Genomic DNA, 18,268 nt, shown 5'->3' with positions numbered 1-18,268 from the left:
GCCTTGACGTTCCGGCCGATCTGGCCCTTGATCGTCATCAGCGACTCTTTGAACTTGCGTGAATCGAAGTTCTCGAAGGCCGAGCCTTTCTGGCGGGCGGCGCTGCCCACAGACATCGCGCTGTCACCCGCCCGCGTCGTCACGCCCACATCCACGTGGGTGGGCACGCCCATCAGCCGGCGGCCTTTGAATTCATCGTATTTGAAGCGCGGCAGGTAGTTGCGGCGAAGGCCCACCTCCTGCTGTGGCTCGCCATCATCCTTGCGGCTGTAGCTTTCAAACGTGATTACTTCGACCAGGTCGGTCTTCCGGGCAAAGTTCCCATTGAGCATGGCCGCTGCACGGTCCTCGGCCATGCCCAGGTTCTTCTCGGCCTGGGCAATCGCTTCCAGGCTGCGGCCGGCAAGCGCCTCCTCCAGCTGCCAGCGGGCGCGCGGTACGGCGGAGAGGCTGCCTTCGATCGAACGCGAGACCTCACGGAACTCCTCCCAGACCTCGGGTGTCAGCAGCAGAAATTCTTCGTCGGCCGCGTTCAGCAGCGCCGGCACACTGATCTTCCCGGCCAGCTCCAGTGTGGCACCTTCGCCCGGCCCGCTCACAACGGCATGCATCTTCACCGGCACCACCGGCACCAGGCGGGGCTGCCCCACGACCCGTGGCTCGGACAGGCCACTGCGCAGCTCGCTCCGGCTGCCCGGCAGCGTGAACACCAGCCGTAGATCTGATTCGCAGAAGATGCGCGGGGTCATCCCCTGCAGGTCCGTTACGCCACGCACCACCTGGCCGTGCACATCGCGGGCGATGACTTCAGCCCCCTTGCTGTCGCGGCGGTAACCCACGAACGCGGCCCCCGGCACCGGTGTTGGCGGACCCTGCCGCTGCAGCTGCAGCTGGTGGAACGGCCGCAGCCGCAGCCTCCGCACCTGCAGCGCAGGCCGCATCGACGCGTCGGCATGTGGATCCTCGCTCCACGGCCCCAGCTGCGCGGGCTCACGGCAGTCCGGGTGCAGCAACGGATCGGTCCACTCGCCGCTTGCATCATCGCGGACCTGCAGGTGGTATCGATGTTCACTCTGCGGCAGGAGCACGCCCTGCCCGGGGGCAGTAGCTGCCTCCTGCCCGGCGCGCCGCGGCCAGGGCAGCTTCAGGCCGGCTGGCCCGGCGCCGGGGTGCGGCCAGCCTTTGCGCCAGTCAGGGAGGACCGGTGGCGCTGGGGTGGGTGCACGCTCGGGCAGTATCACCCGATCCGTATCGCCGTGGATGTCGGTCCTGCCGGACGCCACGACAGCGAAGCCATGCAGCACATCGCGGATGCGATAGGTGACGCCCGCACACGGCACGACGTTGCCATGCCCGTCATGGCGAAACAGCGTGAACTTTCCAGAGCTCATGTTGCAGATTCCTTTCTTCCAACGTGATCAGCTATCGCCTGCGTCGCGCAGGTAGCCCTCGTGCCGCTCGTCATCCACGAACAGGCCCACCTTCTCCGGTCCGTCGGTGACAACTTCCTGGGTAAACCCGTTGCCATCAGTCGTTCCGCTCAACCAGCGGCCATCCGGCAGCTGCATCGAGTACGTCACCCCCGCCAGTGGCGCACCTGCGTGATCGCGCACAAGGAAGCGGGCGCGGCAAGGCGCAATACCCAGCGTGCGTAGTGGATACGCCAGGGACGCTGGGCCGATGAAGCTGTGCTGGCCCGCATGCACGGTGAGGGTTCCCGGGCAGCTGAACTGCAGGTTGCCCCCTTCCATGCGCAGGCTGGCGCCGCCCTCTACCTGTACGACCAGTGCACCTCCAGCAGCCAGTTCTACCGCCGCATGCGCGCTGGACAGGCGCTGTGACTGCCGAGACTGAAGCTTCACCGCGTCGCCCTGCGCCTGGATCTCGACAGGCTGCTCACCAGCGGCGATGGTCAGGCCGGACGGACGGCCCGATGCCGAAGTGGCGGCCGACGCCAGGACGCCGACCGACTGTGCCGCGTGCAGGCGCGCGTGGCCCATGACGACCGCGTGTGCAGCACCGCCGGCACCCAGGACCACGTTCTGCCCTGCCTGCCAGAACAGCCCCTGCCCCGCCACCACTGCCTGCAGCGGCGCGACCATGCCCAGCAGCGGTGCCGTGCTGTGGGGCACGCCACCGGCTGTGTCGCCGGCGGCGGCGCACGCACGGGCGAAGCCATCGGCCGCGACCACGCCCGCTGCCGCTTGCCGCAGCGGTGCCAACGCAGGCGAGGCATGCAGCCCTGCGGTACCGTGCAGCACAGCGCTCTGCCCGAACGCAGCGGCCATCGCCCCACACTGGGCCAGCAGCGCGCCTGCCTGCGCTGCCGTACCCGCCGGTTGGCCACGCCCTGACGGATGGGCACCGAGCCACAGCCCGCGCTCGCTGCGCACAACGCCCGCTGCATCGCTGCGCAGCTCGAAGCCCTGCCCGCGCAGGCTGCCGCGATGATTGCCGCGCTGGTGGATGACGTGGCCCAGGTTCAACTGGGTGGCCGCCTGTGTCGTCGCCAACTGCAGGCGGAGCTGGTCGTCCGTGTCGTCGAACTGCAGGGTGGAGCCACCCTCACCGCCCCATTCGCGGGAGCTGAAACCCCAGAGCGCACCGGGATGGCGATGCGCCTGCGGGCCATCACCCGCTGCGTGCCAGGCCGGTGCGTTGCCACCGGCAAGGTTGCCGGTGCCGCCGACGCGCGTATCGCTCGCCTGTGCATGCAGCGATGGATCATTCTCGCCACGCCCGTTGTACAGGGCGCCCAGTACGATCGGGCGCTACACATCCCCCTCCAGGAAGCCCACCAGCACCTCCTGGCCCACGCGCGGCAGGAACTGGCTGCCCACGCCCGGGCCTGCAAACCGCTGTGCAACGCGCAACCATGCGCTGTGCGCCGGCTTGCCCGCTGCATCCATCAGTGGAAAGCGCACGCGGATCCGCCCGAGGGCGTCGGCGTACACGCGATCGCCTACGGCAGCTCCGCCGCCCTCATCGGCACCAATCACGATGGCCGTCTGCCGACCCACCACTTGGGCTTCACTCGCCGGGTCTGGCGTGGTTGGACGCCAGGGACGCTGGCGGTCAACAGCATGGAAGGCGGCGGCATAGCCGAGCTGCTGTGCATGGCGCTGCAGTTCGGCAGGCAGGAACCCGTCACTCTGCAGCGCCTCCACCCAACGCTGCGGGAGCAGCCGATCTGGCAAGGTATTGGCGCCGGCATGCTCCAGCGAAGTGATCAGAAGTTCGGGCGTGTGGTGCGGCGACCATTGGCTGATGGCTGACCACCTGCCTGCGGCCAGGCCTCGCACTGTCGCAATGCCCTGCCACCCATGCCGATCCGCCTCGTGGCGCTCAACCGCAAGGACGGCGCGCCGCTCGCCTTCTGCCCGCGATTCGAAGCCCAGCGAGCCGCATGCCAGATACTCCTCGACAGACGAACTACCACCGCCATCCACCGGCAACTGCACGGCCAGCGTGCGATCCTGCCGATAGTCATCGCTGACCATGCTCAACCGGTGAGGGCCCAGCCTCACGCGCCGGGCCAGGTGCAGCACGCTGTCCTCCTGCTCGGCCGCGTCGCCGCGGTGGAAACGAAGGCCACCGCCACGTGCCGAAACCGCGTGCTGTGGCAAGGCCACGCTATCGAAGAACAGTTCGATTCGATGCAGTGCGGGCGCCTCCGCATCTGCCTCGACACGCCAGCCAATGCCCTCTTCGGCCAGCAGGCCGGCGACAAAATCCATATCGGACTGGCGATACTGAACGCAGTAGTGACGCGGCGGCAGCGCGTCCAGGCAGGCCCGCGCATCGTCGCTCCAGCGCCAGCGGGCAAGCGCTGGATGGCCGGCGAACACGGCATCCACGATCTGGCGGACGGTTGCATCGCGGAAAACACGACTGTTCCGTTGCTGCGCCAGCCACCACGTCCATGCCGCCAGGCGAATGCGGTAGCGGGTGAAACCGCGATCGCAGTCCAGCCGACACACCTCGCGTACCAGGCCGACCCGCTGGATGTCGCGCCCCTGCGCATCGCGGGTGGACAGCGTTGCGGGCCGGCCCAGCCACGCTTCGCAGGCAGGGTCCGCGTGCGCCGCGAGTATGTCGACGTGGTAATCCAGTCCTTCGGACAACGCTTCGCGTCCGCGCCAGCGCTCCACCAGCAGAAGGCCCGCGCCGGGCAGTTCAAACCGGTGCAGCAGCGCTGCATCCTCATGCGCTTGCAACGTGTGCATATGGCTTACGCCCTGTGCACCACCCTGGCGCACTTCTGTGCGCAGGACCCTAGCAAGGGGTTGGCCGAGGAAAAATCAGACGATTACGAAAATGACCTCAGGCAGCCAGAGAACATCACTGCATCACGGATTCGGCAGCGAGTTGTATGGCCGGGACGTAACCTGCGGCCAACAGCAGGTGCTGATTGCGACACGGAAGGTGGCGCCCGCGCAGCGCGCATCGCTTTGGTAGAGCCGAGCCCTTGCTCGGCTGCTTCTGGCGTAATGCCCAAGCCGAGCGTGGGCTCGGCTCTACAGGCTCGGTCGCCGGGCGTGGCCCGGCGCTACCCTTACGGCTTCGACATCGAATACGGCGCCTGCGCACCCTGCCCCGGCCACGCCTTGTTCGGCTCGGCCTGCATGGTGAAGGTCAGCTCGCCACCGGCCAGGATCTCGTCATGGCGCAGGAAGGTGCGCTGCAGCGGCTTGCCGTTGAGGCTGACGCTGCCCACGTAGGTGTGCTTGTCGTCCAGGCCGTTGGCCACGATGGTGAAGGTCTTGCCGTTCGGCAGGCGCATCGCGGTCTTCGGCAGGAACGGGCGGCCCAGGATGTACTCGCCCGAACCCGGCGCCACCGGGTAGAAGCCCAGCGCCGTGAACACGTACCACGCCGACATCTGGCCAACGTCATCGTTGCCGGCCAGGCCATCGGGGCGATCGGCGTACTGCGTGTCCATGATCTGCTTCAGGCGTGCCTGGCTGCGCCAGGGCTGGCCGGCATACGAATACAGGTAGGCCACGTGGTGGCTGGGTTCGTTGCCATGCGCATACCAGCCGATCAGGCCGGTGATGTCTTCCATGTGCTCGAAGATGGACGGATCCACCTTGGCGTTGAACACCTCATCCAGCCGCGCCAGCAGCTTGTCGCTGCCACCGTGCGCTGCCGCCAGCCCGGCCACGTCCTGCGGCACGTACCAGGAATACTGCCAGGCGTTGCCTTCGGTGTAGTCGGTGCCGTAGCCGCTGGCGCTGGGGTCGAACGGCGTGCGGAAGCTGCCGTCACGCTTGCGCGCACGCATGAAGCCGGTGTCCTTGTCGAAGGCGTTGCGCCAGTTGCCGGCGCGCTTGTCGAAGGTGGCCGCGATATCGGCCTTGCCCATCGCCTGCGCCATGCGCGCGATGGTCCAGTCGTCGAAGGCGTACTCCAGGGTCTTGCTGGCCGCCTCGCCTTCCTCATCGATGGGTACGTAACCCAGCTCGCGGTACTGCGCGATGCCATCGTAAGGGCCGTAGTTCGCCGTCTCGACCATCGCCTTCAGTGCCTTGTCGGCATCGAAGCCACGGATGCCCTTCACGTAGGCATCGGCGATCACCGGCACCGCGTGGTAGCCGATCATGCACCAGTCTTCCAGGCCGTGGAACGACCACACCGGCAGCATGCCGTACGGGCTGTGGTCGTGGTGGGCCAGCATCGAGTTGATGAAATCTCTGTTGCGCTTCTCCGGCTGCACCAGCGTCAGCAGGGGATGCAGGGCGCGATAGGTATCCCACAGCGAGAAGGTCGAGTAGTTGGTGTAGCCCTCGGCCTTGTGCACCGCATTGTCGGCGCCGCGGTACTGGCCATCGGCATCCATGAACAGCGTCGGGCCCAGCATGGTGTGGTACAGCGCGGTGTAGGCGCTGCGCCGTGCATGCTCGGGCGCGTCGATGTCCAGCACCGACAGCGCCTGGGTCCACTCCTGCTTGGCCTGTACGCGCACGCGGTCGAAATTGAAGTCGGCCACCTCCGCATCAAGGTTGGCGATCGCACCGGCCTCGCTGACCGGCGAGATGGCGACCTTGACGATCAGCGGCGCATCGAGCTTGCCGAAGTCGAACGTGCCGACCAGCTGCCGGCCCTCGATCTGCGCCCGCTGCGCCGGGTCCTTTTCGCCAGGGGGCGCGAAGCCCTTGTAGACGATGTCCTTCTCGGTGTTGTGCAGCTCGTGGCTGGCCAGCGGCCGCGAGAAGCGCATGGCGAAGTACAGCTGGCGGCCCGCCGCCCAGCCCCGCGTTTCGCGGAAGCCGGTCACGGTGCCATCGTCACGCACGCGCACCCGCGACCACAGGATCTTGCCCGGGTAGTCGTACATGCTGGTGCGCATGTCCAGCAGCATCTTCGCGTCGGTACCCTTGGGGAAGGTATAGCGATGCACGCCCACGCGGGCGCTGGTGGTCAGCTCGGCACGTACCTTGTAGTCGTCCAGGGTCACGGCGTAGTAACCGGGCTCGGCCTTCTCGTCGTCATGGCGGAAGCGCGAGGCGTAGCCACTGCGCGGCTTTTCCGGGTCACCGCGCTCCAGGCCGGGTTCGCCGGTGAACGGCATCACCAGGATGTCACCCAGGTCGGAATGGCCGGTGCCGGAGAAATGCGTGTGCGAGAAGCCGACGATGCTGCTGTCGTCGTAGCGGTAGCCCGCTGCCCAGCCATACGCCTTCTCGCGCGGCTGGATGCGGGTGTCCGGGCTGAGCTGGACCATGCCGAAGGGCACGGTGGCACCCGGGTAGGTATGCCCTTCCCCGCCGGTGCCGATGAAGGGGTCGACCGAGGCATAGGCCTTGTCGGTGGCGGACTTCGGCGTGGCGGCCGTGCCCACGCCGGAGGCGAGCATGGCGGTGGCGGCGACGGCGATCAGGAGGCGACGGTCCAGCAGGGGCATCGGCATTTGGATCGATTCAGGTGGTGACCGGATCGTAGCACCGGGCCAGGGCCTGCACATGCTGCGTTGCAACTGAACAGATGGAGACGCGACGAAAAGTGTCGCTTTCATATGCAACTTTTTGTATTCACCACCTCTGCCCCGGCGGACAGACTGGATCGGTAGCGGTGCACTGCACCTCTACAACGAGAACCGCCTGCTGATGTGCTGGCGCGCTTGCGACGTTTTTGGCGTTGTTTCGTGGCGCCGATGCGGGTGCCGACGGCCTGCCGCCCTGTTGGGGCTGAGCGCCCGCAGGTAAGCAGAGTGCTTTCCGTTGGGTGCATTGCGCCATGTCGTGACGCATTCGGACCACTTGCAGGGGTGTGCGTTCAAGCGCTCTTGGCGGCGCCGAAACTGAGGCAACGCGATGATGAAAAAGAAACTGGATCCGCTGCGATGGCGGAGTGCAGGATGGCGGCGCAGTGGCGTAACCGCTGCCGGGCGTGGAACCCCGAAATGAGTTGTGAGAGCTGCTTGCCGTGACTACGGCGGGCGGTGCGCGGCGGCCGCATGGCCCACCGGCTTTTTCTCACAGCTCAGCCGAAGTTCCACCCGCGTATCGCCCGCCACCTATGGGTGGCCCACTCTTGCAGGAGCCATCGCATGTCATCTGAAGCACCCACCATCACCAACGAAGTGGAATCGCTGTTCTTCCGGCTGGAACACGCCCTGTACACCGCCGAAGGCATGGCGACGATGATCAACGAGAACGAACCGCCGGACCCGGCGGCGCATGGCCGCCCGGGCTACAACGTGCACAAGGTCAGCTCGGCCATCATTGCTGTCAGCCAGCGTGGCCGTCGGTTGCTGGGTGAACTGCGCGCACACCACGGCCCCATTACGTTGCATTGAGGCCCGGGTGGGTAGAGCCGAGCCCATGCTCGGCTGCCCTCTCAGCCGAGCATGGGCTCGGCTCTACAGACACAGCAGTCCTGCATGGCTCGGCTCTACAGACACAGCAGTCGAGCAAGCTCGACTCTACTGCAGGCCGTCGCTGACGCGCTCCAGCGCCTGCCGGTAGCGCCGGCTGCCGAACAGGCCGCGCTGCAGGGTCGTGCGCACCGCCTGCACGTCCTCATCGTCCGGCTGCTGCGCGCAGGCGCGCTCGGCCCAGAACACCGCCCGGTCGAAGTCGTGCTCGCTGCGTGCGGCGTAGTACTGCGCCAGCATCCAGGCGGCCTGCGTCCACGCCTGGCCAGCCCAGAATTCGAGGGTCTCCAGCAGGCGTGGCAGGCGACCTTCGGCAGGCACCTGCGTGCGCAGGTAATAACCGACGCCGGCCACGCAGCTGCGCACCCGACGCTGCAGGCGCTCGCCCCACTCCTCTTCGGTCGCAGCCAGTTCCAGGCAGCGCAGCTCGCAGGCGTTGGACAGATGCACCAGTTCGTCCACACCCATGCCCGCAATGCCGCCCTCCTCCAGCCCGCGGTCGTAGACCAGGCTGAGGTTGTAGAGCGCGCGGCCACTGTCCTGCTCCGCTGCGCGGCGGTACCACTGGATGGCCAGCGCAGGATCGTAGGCCGGCGCATGCTCGAAATAGTGGTAGCCCAGCGCGGCCTGCATTTCCGGGAAGCCCAGCTCGGCGCCGGCCTGCGCCATGTGCAGCAGCGCGGTGTGCTGCTGCGTTTCGTCGAAGGCGTAATAGACGTCGTTGAACGGACAGTCCGCGCCCGGCGCTGGCACCGCCATCAGCGTCGCCGCATGGCGATAGGCCGCCTCGGCCTGTGCTGCATCCGGCGTCACGCCGCACCAGCCGGTGTCGCGCAGTGCGCCCTGCATCACCGCCGCCCAGGCAGAATTGCGCCACTGCCGCGCGACGACCGGCGCCAGCCACTCGCCCATGCCGGTGGCGGCGGACGCGTGCAGCATGCGCATCAACTGGTGATCATCAAACCCGCGCGGCACGCTGGGGTCGGCCGCCTGCGCATAATGCGCCGCGGCCATATCGGTGTTGTCCACCCGCGATGCAAGTTCGGCCAGCTGCAGGTGGATGCCCGTGCGCTCCAGTGCCGACTGCGGCTGCGCCAGCAGTTCCATGCCGCGCGCGAACGCCTGCTGGACCGCGCCGCGGTTGCCGGTATCAATACTGTCCACGTCGATGGCATCCAGCCAGGCGACCATCCGCAGCTGGTTGCGCTGCGATGCATCGAGGCCTTCGGCCAGGGGGCCATCGGCCAGCGCCAGGATCTCGTCATGGCTGCCACCCCAACGTGGCGTGCGCAGCCGCGCGTAGGTGTCCAGCAACGGCAGGCCATGACCGGCGGCCTGCAGGCCCATCTGCAGCCAGGCCAGCGCCGGCTCCGGCGAAGCGCCGTCTGCCTCGATCGGGTCGCCATCCTCGTCCAGCTCCGGCGGCAGCGGAATGGCGGTCGCCCACGACGCGGGCAACTGCGCCGGCAGCGCCGGCAGGCGGGGTGCCTCGGCCATCCACGCACCCAGCAGCGCCTGCATGTCGCGCCAAGGGCCGGCGCCATCGGCGGGATGGAAGCCATCATGCATCCAGTCGCTCATCCACACGGGAACGCCGAAGGCAGCCACGCTGCGCATCAGCTGGTGCAGCAGCGGCCAGCACAGTGGCCCGCGATCGGCCAGGGCGATGGCATGCACGAACAGCGCGGTCTGCGCGGCGTGCACGCTCGACCAGGCGCCCTCGCCCACTGAAGCAGTCCAGCCCGAGCCACGCGCATCGACGGCGATGCGGTCCCAGACCAGCGCTGCCAGCAGCAGCGGCGCGTCGGCCTGCGGCGAGGCCTGCTGCCAGGCAGCCAGTGCCTGCCACAACGTGTTGATCGGCAACGCCTGCGGAGGGGCAAGCAAGGCGAGCACGCGCGCACCGCCATCGGCGTCCTGCGGCGCGAGAAGTTCAGGCAAGGCGGACTCGATGGCCTCGAAGCGATGGGCGAGCAGGTCATCCCAGATCGCGGGTGCGGCAAGACGCCGCGGGGATTCAACGGAAAGCGGAGAGGTCATCAGGATTCAAGCAGAGCGACAGCACGCGCGGAGTATAGCGCTGCGGAAGGGGCGGCAATTCCCGAAGCAGGGATCAAGAGCAGCCGAGCGCAGGCTCGGCTCTACCGGACTCCGGGGTCTTTCACGGTAGTGCTGCCACCAGCGTGGACAGATCGGCGCTGTCCACCGGCCGCACTACGCGGGCCACTTCCTGGCCGTCGCGCAGCAGCACGACAGTGGGCCACAGCTTCACCTGGAATGAGCGGCCCAGCGGCTTCCCCTTGCCATCTTCAATTTTCCAGTGCGGCAGGTCATGCGCGTCCACGAAGGCCTGCAGCGCCGGCTGCGCGGCCTGGCAGTGGCCGCACCAGGGCGCGCCGAACTCGATCAGCAGCCACCCCGCCTGCGCATCGACATCGCTGCGGGCCGGTTCGACGGCCTGGTGGTCGCGCATGAACGGCATGCGGTTACGCCGCCAGTGCGCGCTGGATGTCTTCCAGCGGCGCGTTGGTGAAGTTCTTGGCGAGATCATCCAGCAGTCGCGCCTGCGCTTCCTTGTGCAGCAGCGGGCGGATGCGGCCCAGGGTGATGGGGTCGGCCACCAGGATCAGGTGCGTATAGCGGTTCTTCAGCGCATCCTCGTTCAACTGTTCGGCCACCTGCTTGGCGAACGTAGCTTCGTTGAGCTGGGAAATGGACATGTCCTTCGGCACGGCACCGGAAGGGCCCTGGCCCGACACGCCCTGCTCGCTGATGTCCTGCAGGCGCAGCTCGCCCTCCTGCTTCAGCGTCAGCTGATGATCGGTGCCGACGTTGGTGAACACGCGCGCCGAGCCACCATCGGTGACGACGACAAGGGCACCTTCGGGAATGCGACGGGTCATGCGATGCTCCGGTTGCGTTGGTTCGCCACCACCGTAAAGGCTGCGTTGTGAGCGATGCGGCCACACTGCGTCCACAGCATGTCATCGCAGCGCGCACATGAACAGGCACGCTGGAACACAGCGTCCGCCCGTGGCTGCTTCGCTGCATGTTCACGCCGTAACCGTTATCATGAACGGATGATCGACACGACGTACTACGTGGCAGGCACGCCTGTTACGTGGGAAGCACGGCCGACCGGCGTACCGCTTGCCACACCCGCTCCCACCCCTTCATTCCTTCGCCGCGTGCAGGATCCGGGTGGATGACGCCGCTCAGGCGCTGATCTTCACTGCTTTTCCGATGCGCACCCAGCCTGTTCCGGTCAGCCCGTTCTGATTAGCGGCACGTGCCATCACCGCTGGCATTGATCTTCACCAGCCCTCGCCGATCCACGGCGTAGTTTCCCGTGCGTGGTCTTTTCCCGTACGTCCTGGTCCAGCGTGGACCGCCCGCACCGATGCCCCTGCGCCAGTTGCGCCAGCATCGCCGTTTCCGATTCTCGGGACACACCACACCGCCTATTCCGCACTCCAATCCAAGAACAGAAAGGACGTCCCATGCAGGACAACCCCGATGCCCATGCCCATTTCGGCTGGTTCAAGCGCCGCCGCCACCTGAACGTCGACGAGATCACCGTTGTCGACAAGCCCATGCTCAAGCGCGCCGTCGGTGCCGCTGCACTGGGCAACGCGATGGAATGGTTCGACTTCGGCGTCTACGGCTACCTTGCCGTGACCATTGGCCAGGTCTTCTTCCCCTCCAGCAACCCCACCGCGCAGGTCATCGCCGCCTTTGCCACCTTCACCGTGGCGTTCCTGGTGCGCCCGCTGGGCGGCCTGGTGTTCGGCCCGCTGGGTGACCGCTACGGGCGGCAGAAAGTGCTGGCCTTTACCATGATCCTGATGGCGCTGGGCACGTTTGCCATCGGCCTGATCCCCTCCTACGAGCGCATCGGCATCTGGGCGCCGGTCCTGCTGCTGCTCGCGCGCGTCGTGCAGGGCTTCTCCACCGGCGGCGAGTACGGCGGCGCGGCGACCTTCATCGCCGAATATTCCACCGACCGCAACCGCGGCCTGATGGGCAGCTGGCTGGAGTTCGGCACGCTGGGCGGCTACATCGCCGGTGCAGGCACTGTCACCGCGCTGCACATGCTGTTGAGCAGCGAGGACATGCTGGACTGGGGCTGGCGCATTCCGTTCCTGGTGGCCGGCCCGCTGGGCCTGCTCGGCCTGTACATGCGCATGAAGCTGGAAGAAACCCCGGCCTTCCGCGCCTTTGCCGAAGAAGCCGAGAAGCGCGAGCACGACCGCCCGGGCCTGGGGGACCTGTTCCGCGTGCATGGCCGCCAGCTGCTGGTGTGCATGGGCCTGGTGCTGGTGTTCAACGTCACCGACTACATGCTGCTGACCTACATGCCCAGCTACCTGAGCGTGACCATGGGGTATGCCGAGAGCAAGGGCCTGCTGCTGATCATCATCGTGATGCTGGTGATGATGCCGTTGAACATCGTCGGCGGGCTTTTCAGCGACAAGCTGGGCCGCCGGCCGATGATCATCGGTGCCTGCATCGCGCTGCTGGTGCTGGCCGTGCCCTGCCTGCTGCTGATCGGCAGCGGCAATGACTGGCTGATCTTCCTCGGCCTGATGCTGCTCGGCCTGGCCCTGGTGTGCTTCACCAGCTCGATGCCCTCCACGCTGCCGGCGCTGTTCTACACGCCGGTGCGCTACAGCGCACTGTCGATCGCCTTCAACGTGTCGGTCTCGCTGTTCGGTGGCACCACGCCGCTGGTCACCGCCTGGCTGGTCGAGCGCACGGGCGACCCGCTGGTGCCGGCCTACTACCTGATGGTTGCGGCGGTGGTCGGCCTGGTCACCATGATGTTCGTGAAGGAGACGGCGAACATGCCGCTGCGCGGTTCACCGCCGGCCGTGGCCAGCGACAAGGAAGCCGCTGCGCTGCTCAAGAGCGATGTACCGGTGACCGTGGACCCGACCCTGCCGCCGCTGCCGGACGCTGGTGACGGCGAGGCACCCAAGCCTGCCTGAGGCATCGCAGGCGCCCGCGCATGGGTCGTGAAAGCGGCCCATGCCGGCCCTGCACTGGCGGATAACCGCAATCACGCATGCTGGCTTCATCCCTGATGGAGCCAGCCATGCGCCCGCTACTTTCCCCCGTTCCGTTCCATGCCGGCATGGAGCAGCCCGAGGCTGACGAAGCTGAGACCATCGATGCGTTGCGCGATGTGTTCCTGGACATGGCCCGCACGGTGGCAGCCGCTGAAGGCCACGCGCATCGCGCCGTGCACGCCAAGGGCCAGGCCCTGCTGAAGGGAAAGCTGCAGATAGCAGACAACCTGCCAGAGGAGCTCGCACATGGACTGTTTGCCGCGCCGGGCGCGTATGAAGCGGTCGTGCGCTTCTCTTCCCCGCCTGCCGAGCAGCTGCCGGACACGGTGTCCACGCCACGTGCGATTGCGCTGAAGATTCTTGGCGTGCCGGGCGAGCGCGTGTCGGAAAGCGAAGAACAGCACAGCCAGGACTTCCTGATGGTCAACGGCCCGGCCTTCACCAGCCCGGGCCCCAAGGGCTTCCTCCGCTCCACCAAGCTGCTGGCGGCAACCACCGAGCGCATGCCGCGCACCAAGGCAGTGATTTCAGCCGCCCTGCGTGGCGGCGAGCGGCTGCTGGAAGCCGCCGGCGGCGGCAGCGGCAAGATCAAGGGAATGGGTGGCGAACCGCAGACCCACCCGATGGGCGAAACCTTCTTCAGCCAGGTGCCGTTCCGCTTCGGCCCCTATGTGGCCAAGTTCTGCCTTCGCCCCGTCTCAGCGACGTTGCAGTCGCTCAGCGGTGCGCCCGTGGAGAACAGCGAGGACAGCCAGCGCGATGCCATCCAGGACGCGCTTGCCAGCGGCCGCACTGAGCTTGTCTGGGAACTGTGTGCACAGCTGTGCCGTGACGAGCAGACGATGCCCATCGAGGATGCCTCGGTGGAATGGCCGCAGGAGCAGAGCCCGTTCATTGCAGTGGCTACGCTGCACGTTCCACCCCAGGTGAGCTGGGACGACGCCGAGTCACCGGGCATCGAGGACCGCCTGGCCTTCAGCCCATGGCACGCACTGCAGGCGCACCGGCCATTGGGCGCTTTGAATCGGGCACGCCGCGTGGTGATGGCTGCTTCGCGCGCGCATCGCTCGCAGCACAATGGCTGCCCGCTGCATGAGCCGCTTCCCGGCGCGTAGCCGGCCGCGACGCGTCAACCCGTTGCTGGTGCGTCGGTCTGCAGCAGGCTGTCCCGGTCCCGCAGCGGGAAACGGATGTGGGCATCCACGCCGTCGGCGCGGAACAGCAGCTGCCCGCTGCCGGCCAGCTCGTAAGGCACCCGCTTCTCGATGAGCGAGCAGCCGAGCCCGCGTCGCTGCGGTTGCGACCAGCCGTCCACGGGCGAATGCCGCTCGCTCCAATGCAGGGCCAGCCAGGGACTATCCCCCACCTGCACCTGCACGGACCACGAAACATCGATGCGACCATTGCTGCGGATGGCCCCGTACTTGAGCGCGTTGGTCGCCAGTTCGTGCACGGCCAGCGAGAGGACTTCGGCAGCCTTCGGCGGCAGCAGCACGTCAGGGCCTTCCAGCAGATACTGGTCAGAACGGTGCACCTGCACCGATATTTCCTCGTCCAGCATGCCGCGCAGGCAGACCCCCGCATTGTCACCGCGGGTCAGCAGCGCCTGGGTGCGGGCCAGTGACATCAACCGGCCGCACAGCCGCTCGGCATACTCTTCGACGCTGCCTACGGTTTCCTGCGTGCGCCACGCGATGGCGTGGATCATCGCCATGATGTTGCGCACCCGGTGCTGCAGCTCGGCCAGCAGCACGGCCTGGCGCTCGGTGGCGCGCTTCAGCGTATCAATGTCGATGGCGATGGCGAACACACCGGTGACTTCGCCCTGCGCATCCCGCAACGGCGCCGCTGCAACGCGTGTCCAGCGCACCTGTCCATCCTCTTGGGTGAACTGGAACTCCAGCCCTGGCACGACCGTGTCGCCGCGAAGCGCGCGCGCTACGGCGAAGTCTTCCGGGCCGATCAGGCTGCCATCCTCATGCCAGCCCTGCCAACGCGGCATGTTGCCAATGTCCCGCGACGGCAGCTCACCACTGGGCAGGTAGGCGCGCATCTGCTCGTTGGACTGCAGCACGCGGCCTTCGGTATCGACGATGCACAGCCCCACCGGAAGCATCTGGAAGGCCAGTGACAGGCGCTCGTCACTCTGCCGCCTGCGTCGCTGTTCATGCTCCCGCGCGGCGTGCGCGGCATGCGCGGCGGTCGTCTCGAACATCGTGACGAGCACGCCATCGATGCGCCCGCACGCATCACGGATGGGGCTGTAGGTAATGGTGAACCAGATGTCTTCCAGCCCCCCCTGCCGGGCAAGCGGATACAGCTTGTCCTCGTAGGTGATGGTTTCGCCCTGCCATACCCGAGCATAGATGGGCCCGTTGATGTGCCACACCTCGGGCCAGCAGATGCGGGTCGCCTGGCCCAGGCCGTGCGGGTGCTTGTCGGCCAGGATCTCGGCGTAGCCGTCGTTGTACAGCTGGACCAGTTCTTCGCCCCACAGCACGATCATGGGGAAGCCGTGAGCCAGCATCAGGTCCACGGTCGCCCGCAGGTGCGGCGCCCAGCCGTCACGGTCCCCCAGCGGGGTGGCCGACCAGTCGTGCCCGGCGATCCGTTCGGCCATGCCGCCGCGCAGCGCGTGCAGCGGCGGCGACGTGGGCAGCACCGGCGTCGTGGCGACGGGAGCGCTCAGCTCCATCCGGCTAGCCATGCGGCACCTTCAACTGCCACCTGCGGTGGCGCGGCGGGCATGCACCAGAGTCTCCAGCTGCTGGGCCAGCGCCTGGATGTGGTAGGGCTTGGCGCAGCGAGGCGCATCGGCAAAGCGGCTGGGCACGTTGTCGTCATAGCCGGACGTCAGCAGGAACGGAATGCCGGCGGCCGCCAGCCGATCCGCCAAGGGGTAGACCTGCTCGCCCCCCAGGTTGATATCCAGGAGGGCGACATCGATGGGCTGCTCGTCGAACAGCCTGTTCAGCGCGGCGAGGTCACCAGCGGGGCCCACGATGTGCACGCCCTTCAGTTCCAGATAGTCGACCAGGAACATGGCAATGGCGAATTCATCTTCCGCCACCAGCACACGCACCCCTTGCAGGCCCGGGTTATCAACGGCTCCCAACACGTACAACGCTCCTGTCCAGGCGGCACCTCCGTCTGTTGCAGGCAAAGGGTGGCCAATCGGCCTACAAGATCGCGTGACGACAGGGCCACGTACCGGTGCCGGGCCGGCGGCGGTACCATTTCCCGGCCTCCACTTTCCTGTGCCCCCCATGGCCTACGCACGCATCACCTCCACCGCCGACAACTACCTGCACCACGTCAGCAACGGCACGTATTCCGTTGATGCCGACGAACCGGCGTCGCTGGGCGGCCAGGGCCGCGGCTTCGCCCCCTTCGACCTGTACCTGGCCTCGCTGGCCTCATGTACGGCCATCACCCTGCGCATGTATGCCCAGCGCAAGGGCTGGGAGCTGGGCGAGTTCCACGCTGAACTGCGCTCGGAGCGCGACGCGGACGGTCGCCTGCATGTGCACCGGGTGCTGCACGCCAGCGCGGAACTGAGCGATGCGCAGTGGTCGCGGCTGCTGGAGGTGGTGGAAAAGACCCCGGTGACCCTGGTGATGCGCGAGGGTGCCCGCATCACCAGCGAGCGCGGTCAGGTGGGCTGAGAGCCGGAGCTCAGAGCGGCAACTCGGTGGTCTGCTTGATCCGCTGCATCGGGATCTCGGTCTTGGTGTTCTGCACGCCCGCGATGCGGTTCAGGTGCCGGATCTGGAATTGCCGGTACGCATCCAGGTCCGCCACGGCCACCCGCAGCAGGAAGTCACAGTCACCCGCCATCAGGTGGCACTCGAGCACCTCAGGGAAAGACTTGATGCTGTTGATGAAGTGGTTGGTGGTGTCCTCGTCCTGCCCGCGCAGCCAGACCCGCACGAACACCGTGAAGCCGCGCCCGACCTTGGCCGGGTTCAGCAGCGCCACGTAGCGGTCGATGTAGCCCCCCTCCTCCAGCAGCCGCACCCGGCGCAGGCAGGCCGACGGAGACAGGCCGACCTGCCGGGCAAGCTCCAGGTTCTGCAGCCGCCCGTCACGTTGCAGGGCATCAAGGATGCGGCGGTCCAGACTGTCGAGCTCGATCTGCATGGGATTTCACTGGAATGGCGATGGCGCGCACAGGATTGCAGATATTCGGATCATCACGGCATCAACGCAACCCGATTCGAGGGGCTGGCCGTTAGCATGGTCGTCCCCCCACCCGCGATCGCTCCATGGACGCCCGCACCACCCTGCCCCTGCCCGACCCCGCCTGCGACACTGCGCCCCGCGCCGAATTCCTGCGTGGCCTGCGCGCCGCCATCCCGGTGATGATCGGCTTCCTTCCCTTTGCCCTGGTGCTGGGCGCCCAGGCCGCGCAGAAGGGCCTGACCGCGCTGGAAGTGCCGCTGATGACCGGCCTCAATTTCGCAGGCGGCTCCGAATTCGCCGCGGTGGAACTGTGGACCTCGCCGCCGCACATTGCCTTGATCGTGGCCATCACCGCCCTGGTCAACAGCCGCCACCTGCTGATGGGCGCCAGCCTCGCCCCCTTGCTGCAGCAGTTGCCGCGGCGCCGGGTCCTGCCCGCGCTGTTCTTCATGTGCGATGAAAGCTGGGCGCTGGGCGTGGCCGATGCACGGCACCGTGGGCGCGGCTTCAGCCTGGCCTATTACCTGGGAGTCTCGGCGGGGCTGTACACGGTCTGGGTGGTGTTCACCACGCTGGGCGCGCTGGTCGGGCCGCTGCTGGGCGACATCCACGCCTATGGGTTCGACATGGCCTTCCCGGCCGTGTTCCTGGTGCTGCTGCGCGGCATGTGGCAGGGCATGAAGGCCGCCCGCCCCTGGCTGGTCAGCCTGCTGGTGGCCGCAGGCACCTACCTGCTGGTGCCCGGCGCGTGGTACGTGGCCAGCGGTGCGCTGGCCGGGCTTGCCGCCGCGTGGCTACTGGCGGAGAACGCGGCATGATCCTCGGCGGACTGATCCACTGGACCTCGTTGCTGACCATCGTGCTGATGGCCGCCGTCACCTACCTCACCCGCATCCTTGGCTACCTGGCCCTGCGCAACCGCACCCTCAGCAAGCGCGCGGTCACGGTGATGGAAGCGGCGCCGGGCTGCGTGCTGATCTCGGTGATCGCACCGGACTTCGTTTCCAGCCACCCGGCCGATCTTGCCGCGCTGGCGATCACCCTGCTGGCTGCCACCCGGTGGTCGATGCTGCCGACGGTGCTGATCGGTGTGGTTTCTGCGGGAGTACTGCGCCACGTGATGGGGTGAACGGCCCGCCGG

At 67.3% G+C, this 18,268-nt stretch carries 15 protein-coding genes and 1 pseudogene; 6 read left to right on the top strand and 10 right to left on the bottom strand.

The features are described from left to right. The 4 genes and pseudogenes from QMZ26_RS16960 to QMZ26_RS16945 all read right to left on the bottom strand — a co-directional run. Positions 1-1,391, bottom strand: a pseudogene (locus tag QMZ26_RS16960) (hypothetical protein); the annotation flags it as partial. Between the two features lie 27 nt (positions 1,392-1,418). Further along, complete coding sequence (locus QMZ26_RS16955; protein WP_283222139.1) at positions 1,419-2,717, bottom strand: type VI secretion system Vgr family protein; 1,299 nt, start codon at positions 2,715-2,717, stop codon at positions 1,419-1,421. Between the two features lie 54 nt (positions 2,718-2,771). Then, entirely contained in the window at positions 2,772-4,226 is a 1,455-nt protein-coding gene (gene tssI / locus QMZ26_RS16950) for a type VI secretion system tip protein TssI/VgrG (protein WP_283222138.1), read from the bottom strand. 329 nt (positions 4,227-4,555) lie between these two features. Further along, positions 4,556-6,910 (bottom strand): GH92 family glycosyl hydrolase, encoded by a 2,355-nt coding sequence (locus QMZ26_RS16945; protein ID WP_283222137.1) that lies wholly within the window; start codon positions 6,908-6,910, stop codon positions 4,556-4,558. A gap of 639 nt (positions 6,911-7,549) precedes the next feature. Between QMZ26_RS16945 and QMZ26_RS16940 the strand changes: the two genes are divergently transcribed. Beyond that, a complete protein-coding gene (locus QMZ26_RS16940; RefSeq protein WP_283222136.1) occupies positions 7,550-7,798 on the top strand; it encodes a hypothetical protein in 249 nt (82 codons plus the stop codon). A 126-nt stretch (positions 7,799-7,924) separates the two neighbouring features. Here the strand turns inward: QMZ26_RS16940 and QMZ26_RS16935 are convergent, their stop codons facing one another. The 3 genes from QMZ26_RS16935 to QMZ26_RS16925 form a co-directional block, all read right to left on the bottom strand. After that, positions 7,925-9,916, bottom strand: a complete 1,992-nt coding sequence (locus QMZ26_RS16935) for a DUF4034 domain-containing protein (protein WP_283222135.1) — start codon at positions 9,914-9,916, stop codon at positions 7,925-7,927. Positions 9,917-10,037: 121 nt separating this feature from the next. After that, positions 10,038-10,358, bottom strand: a complete 321-nt coding sequence (locus QMZ26_RS16930; RefSeq protein ID WP_200732384.1) for a thioredoxin family protein — start codon at positions 10,356-10,358, stop codon at positions 10,038-10,040. A gap of 4 nt (positions 10,359-10,362) precedes the next feature. Then, positions 10,363-10,779: a host attachment family protein gene (locus QMZ26_RS16925; RefSeq protein ID WP_283222134.1), complete on the bottom strand. Its 417-nt coding sequence runs from the start codon at positions 10,777-10,779 to the stop codon at positions 10,363-10,365. Between the two features lie 597 nt (positions 10,780-11,376). Between QMZ26_RS16925 and proP the strand changes: the two genes are divergently transcribed. Together proP and QMZ26_RS16915 are read left to right on the top strand one after the other, a co-directional pair. Then, positions 11,377-12,864 (top strand): glycine betaine/L-proline transporter ProP, encoded by a 1,488-nt coding sequence (proP, locus tag QMZ26_RS16920; RefSeq protein WP_200732382.1) that lies wholly within the window; start codon positions 11,377-11,379, stop codon positions 12,862-12,864. Between the two features lie 107 nt (positions 12,865-12,971). Beyond that, positions 12,972-14,060, top strand: a complete 1,089-nt coding sequence (locus tag QMZ26_RS16915) for a catalase family protein (RefSeq protein WP_283222133.1) — start codon at positions 12,972-12,974, stop codon at positions 14,058-14,060. Between the two features lie 14 nt (positions 14,061-14,074). Here the strand turns inward: QMZ26_RS16915 and QMZ26_RS16910 are convergent, their stop codons facing one another. Continuing rightward, a complete protein-coding gene (locus QMZ26_RS16910; RefSeq protein ID WP_283222132.1) occupies positions 14,075-15,652 on the bottom strand; it encodes a PAS domain-containing protein in 1,578 nt (525 codons plus the stop codon). A 9-nt stretch (positions 15,653-15,661) separates the two neighbouring features. Next, positions 15,662-16,063 (bottom strand): response regulator, encoded by a 402-nt coding sequence (locus tag QMZ26_RS16905; protein ID WP_108760729.1) that lies wholly within the window; start codon positions 16,061-16,063, stop codon positions 15,662-15,664. 148 nt (positions 16,064-16,211) lie between these two features. On the opposite strand from QMZ26_RS16905, the gene QMZ26_RS16900 reads away from it, so the two are divergent. Beyond that, entirely contained in the window at positions 16,212-16,610 is a 399-nt protein-coding gene (locus QMZ26_RS16900; RefSeq protein WP_079222061.1) for an OsmC family protein, read from the top strand. A gap of 10 nt (positions 16,611-16,620) precedes the next feature. Here the strand turns inward: QMZ26_RS16900 and QMZ26_RS16895 are convergent, their stop codons facing one another. Beyond that, the gene (locus QMZ26_RS16895; RefSeq protein WP_283222131.1) at positions 16,621-17,085 is read right to left on the bottom strand and encodes an Lrp/AsnC family transcriptional regulator; all 465 of its coding nucleotides are present in this window, start codon (positions 17,083-17,085) and stop codon (positions 16,621-16,623) included. A gap of 125 nt (positions 17,086-17,210) precedes the next feature. On the opposite strand from QMZ26_RS16895, the gene QMZ26_RS16890 reads away from it, so the two are divergent. Together QMZ26_RS16890 and QMZ26_RS16885 are read left to right on the top strand one after the other, a co-directional pair. After that, positions 17,211-17,945, top strand: coding sequence for an AzlC family ABC transporter permease (locus tag QMZ26_RS16890; RefSeq protein ID WP_283222130.1), 735 nt, complete (start codon positions 17,211-17,213; stop codon positions 17,943-17,945). After that, positions 17,942-18,256 (top strand): AzlD family protein, encoded by a 315-nt coding sequence (locus QMZ26_RS16885; RefSeq protein WP_283222129.1) that lies wholly within the window; start codon positions 17,942-17,944, stop codon positions 18,254-18,256. The genes QMZ26_RS16890 and QMZ26_RS16885 overlap by 4 nt, the downstream gene beginning before the upstream one ends. Positions 18,257-18,268: the final 12 nt, after the last annotated feature.

Origin of the sequence: Stenotrophomonas sp. PFBMAA-4, assembly GCF_030053215.1 — a bacterium.
In the GTDB taxonomy this organism is placed as follows: Bacteria; Pseudomonadota; Gammaproteobacteria; order Xanthomonadales; family Xanthomonadaceae; genus Stenotrophomonas.
Note: the sequence above shows the minus strand (reverse complement) of the source record. Positions and strands in the feature narration are given on the sequence as shown.

What these genes read in the sequence shown, in the direction of transcription:
- QMZ26_RS16885 (WP_283222129.1), top strand. Translation starts at nt 17,942, where the DNA reads ATGATCCTCGGCGGACTGATCCACTGGACCTCGTTGCTGACCATCGTG.
- QMZ26_RS16900 (WP_079222061.1), top strand. Translation starts at nt 16,212, where the DNA reads ATGGCCTACGCACGCATCACCTCCACCGCCGACAACTACCTGCACCAC.
- QMZ26_RS16925 (WP_283222134.1), bottom strand. Translation starts at nt 10,779, where the DNA reads ATGACCCGTCGCATTCCCGAAGGTGCCCTTGTCGTCGTCACCGATGGT.
- QMZ26_RS16915 (WP_283222133.1), top strand. Translation starts at nt 12,972, where the DNA reads ATGCGCCCGCTACTTTCCCCCGTTCCGTTCCATGCCGGCATGGAGCAG.
- tssI (WP_283222138.1), bottom strand. Translation starts at nt 4,226, where the DNA reads ATGCACACGTTGCAAGCGCATGAGGATGCAGCGCTGCTGCACCGGTTT.
- QMZ26_RS16930 (WP_200732384.1), bottom strand. Translation starts at nt 10,358, where the DNA reads ATGCCGTTCATGCGCGACCACCAGGCCGTCGAACCGGCCCGCAGCGAT.
- QMZ26_RS16895 (WP_283222131.1), bottom strand. Translation starts at nt 17,085, where the DNA reads ATGCAGATCGAGCTCGACAGTCTGGACCGCCGCATCCTTGATGCCCTG.
- QMZ26_RS16945 (WP_283222137.1), bottom strand. Translation starts at nt 6,910, where the DNA reads ATGCCGATGCCCCTGCTGGACCGTCGCCTCCTGATCGCCGTCGCCGCC.
- QMZ26_RS16935 (WP_283222135.1), bottom strand. Translation starts at nt 9,916, where the DNA reads ATGACCTCTCCGCTTTCCGTTGAATCCCCGCGGCGTCTTGCCGCACCC.
- proP (WP_200732382.1), top strand. Translation starts at nt 11,377, where the DNA reads ATGCAGGACAACCCCGATGCCCATGCCCATTTCGGCTGGTTCAAGCGC.
- QMZ26_RS16910 (WP_283222132.1), bottom strand. Translation starts at nt 15,652, where the DNA reads ATGGCTAGCCGGATGGAGCTGAGCGCTCCCGTCGCCACGACGCCGGTG.
- QMZ26_RS16890 (WP_283222130.1), top strand. Translation starts at nt 17,211, where the DNA reads ATGGACGCCCGCACCACCCTGCCCCTGCCCGACCCCGCCTGCGACACT.
- QMZ26_RS16940 (WP_283222136.1), top strand. Translation starts at nt 7,550, where the DNA reads ATGTCATCTGAAGCACCCACCATCACCAACGAAGTGGAATCGCTGTTC.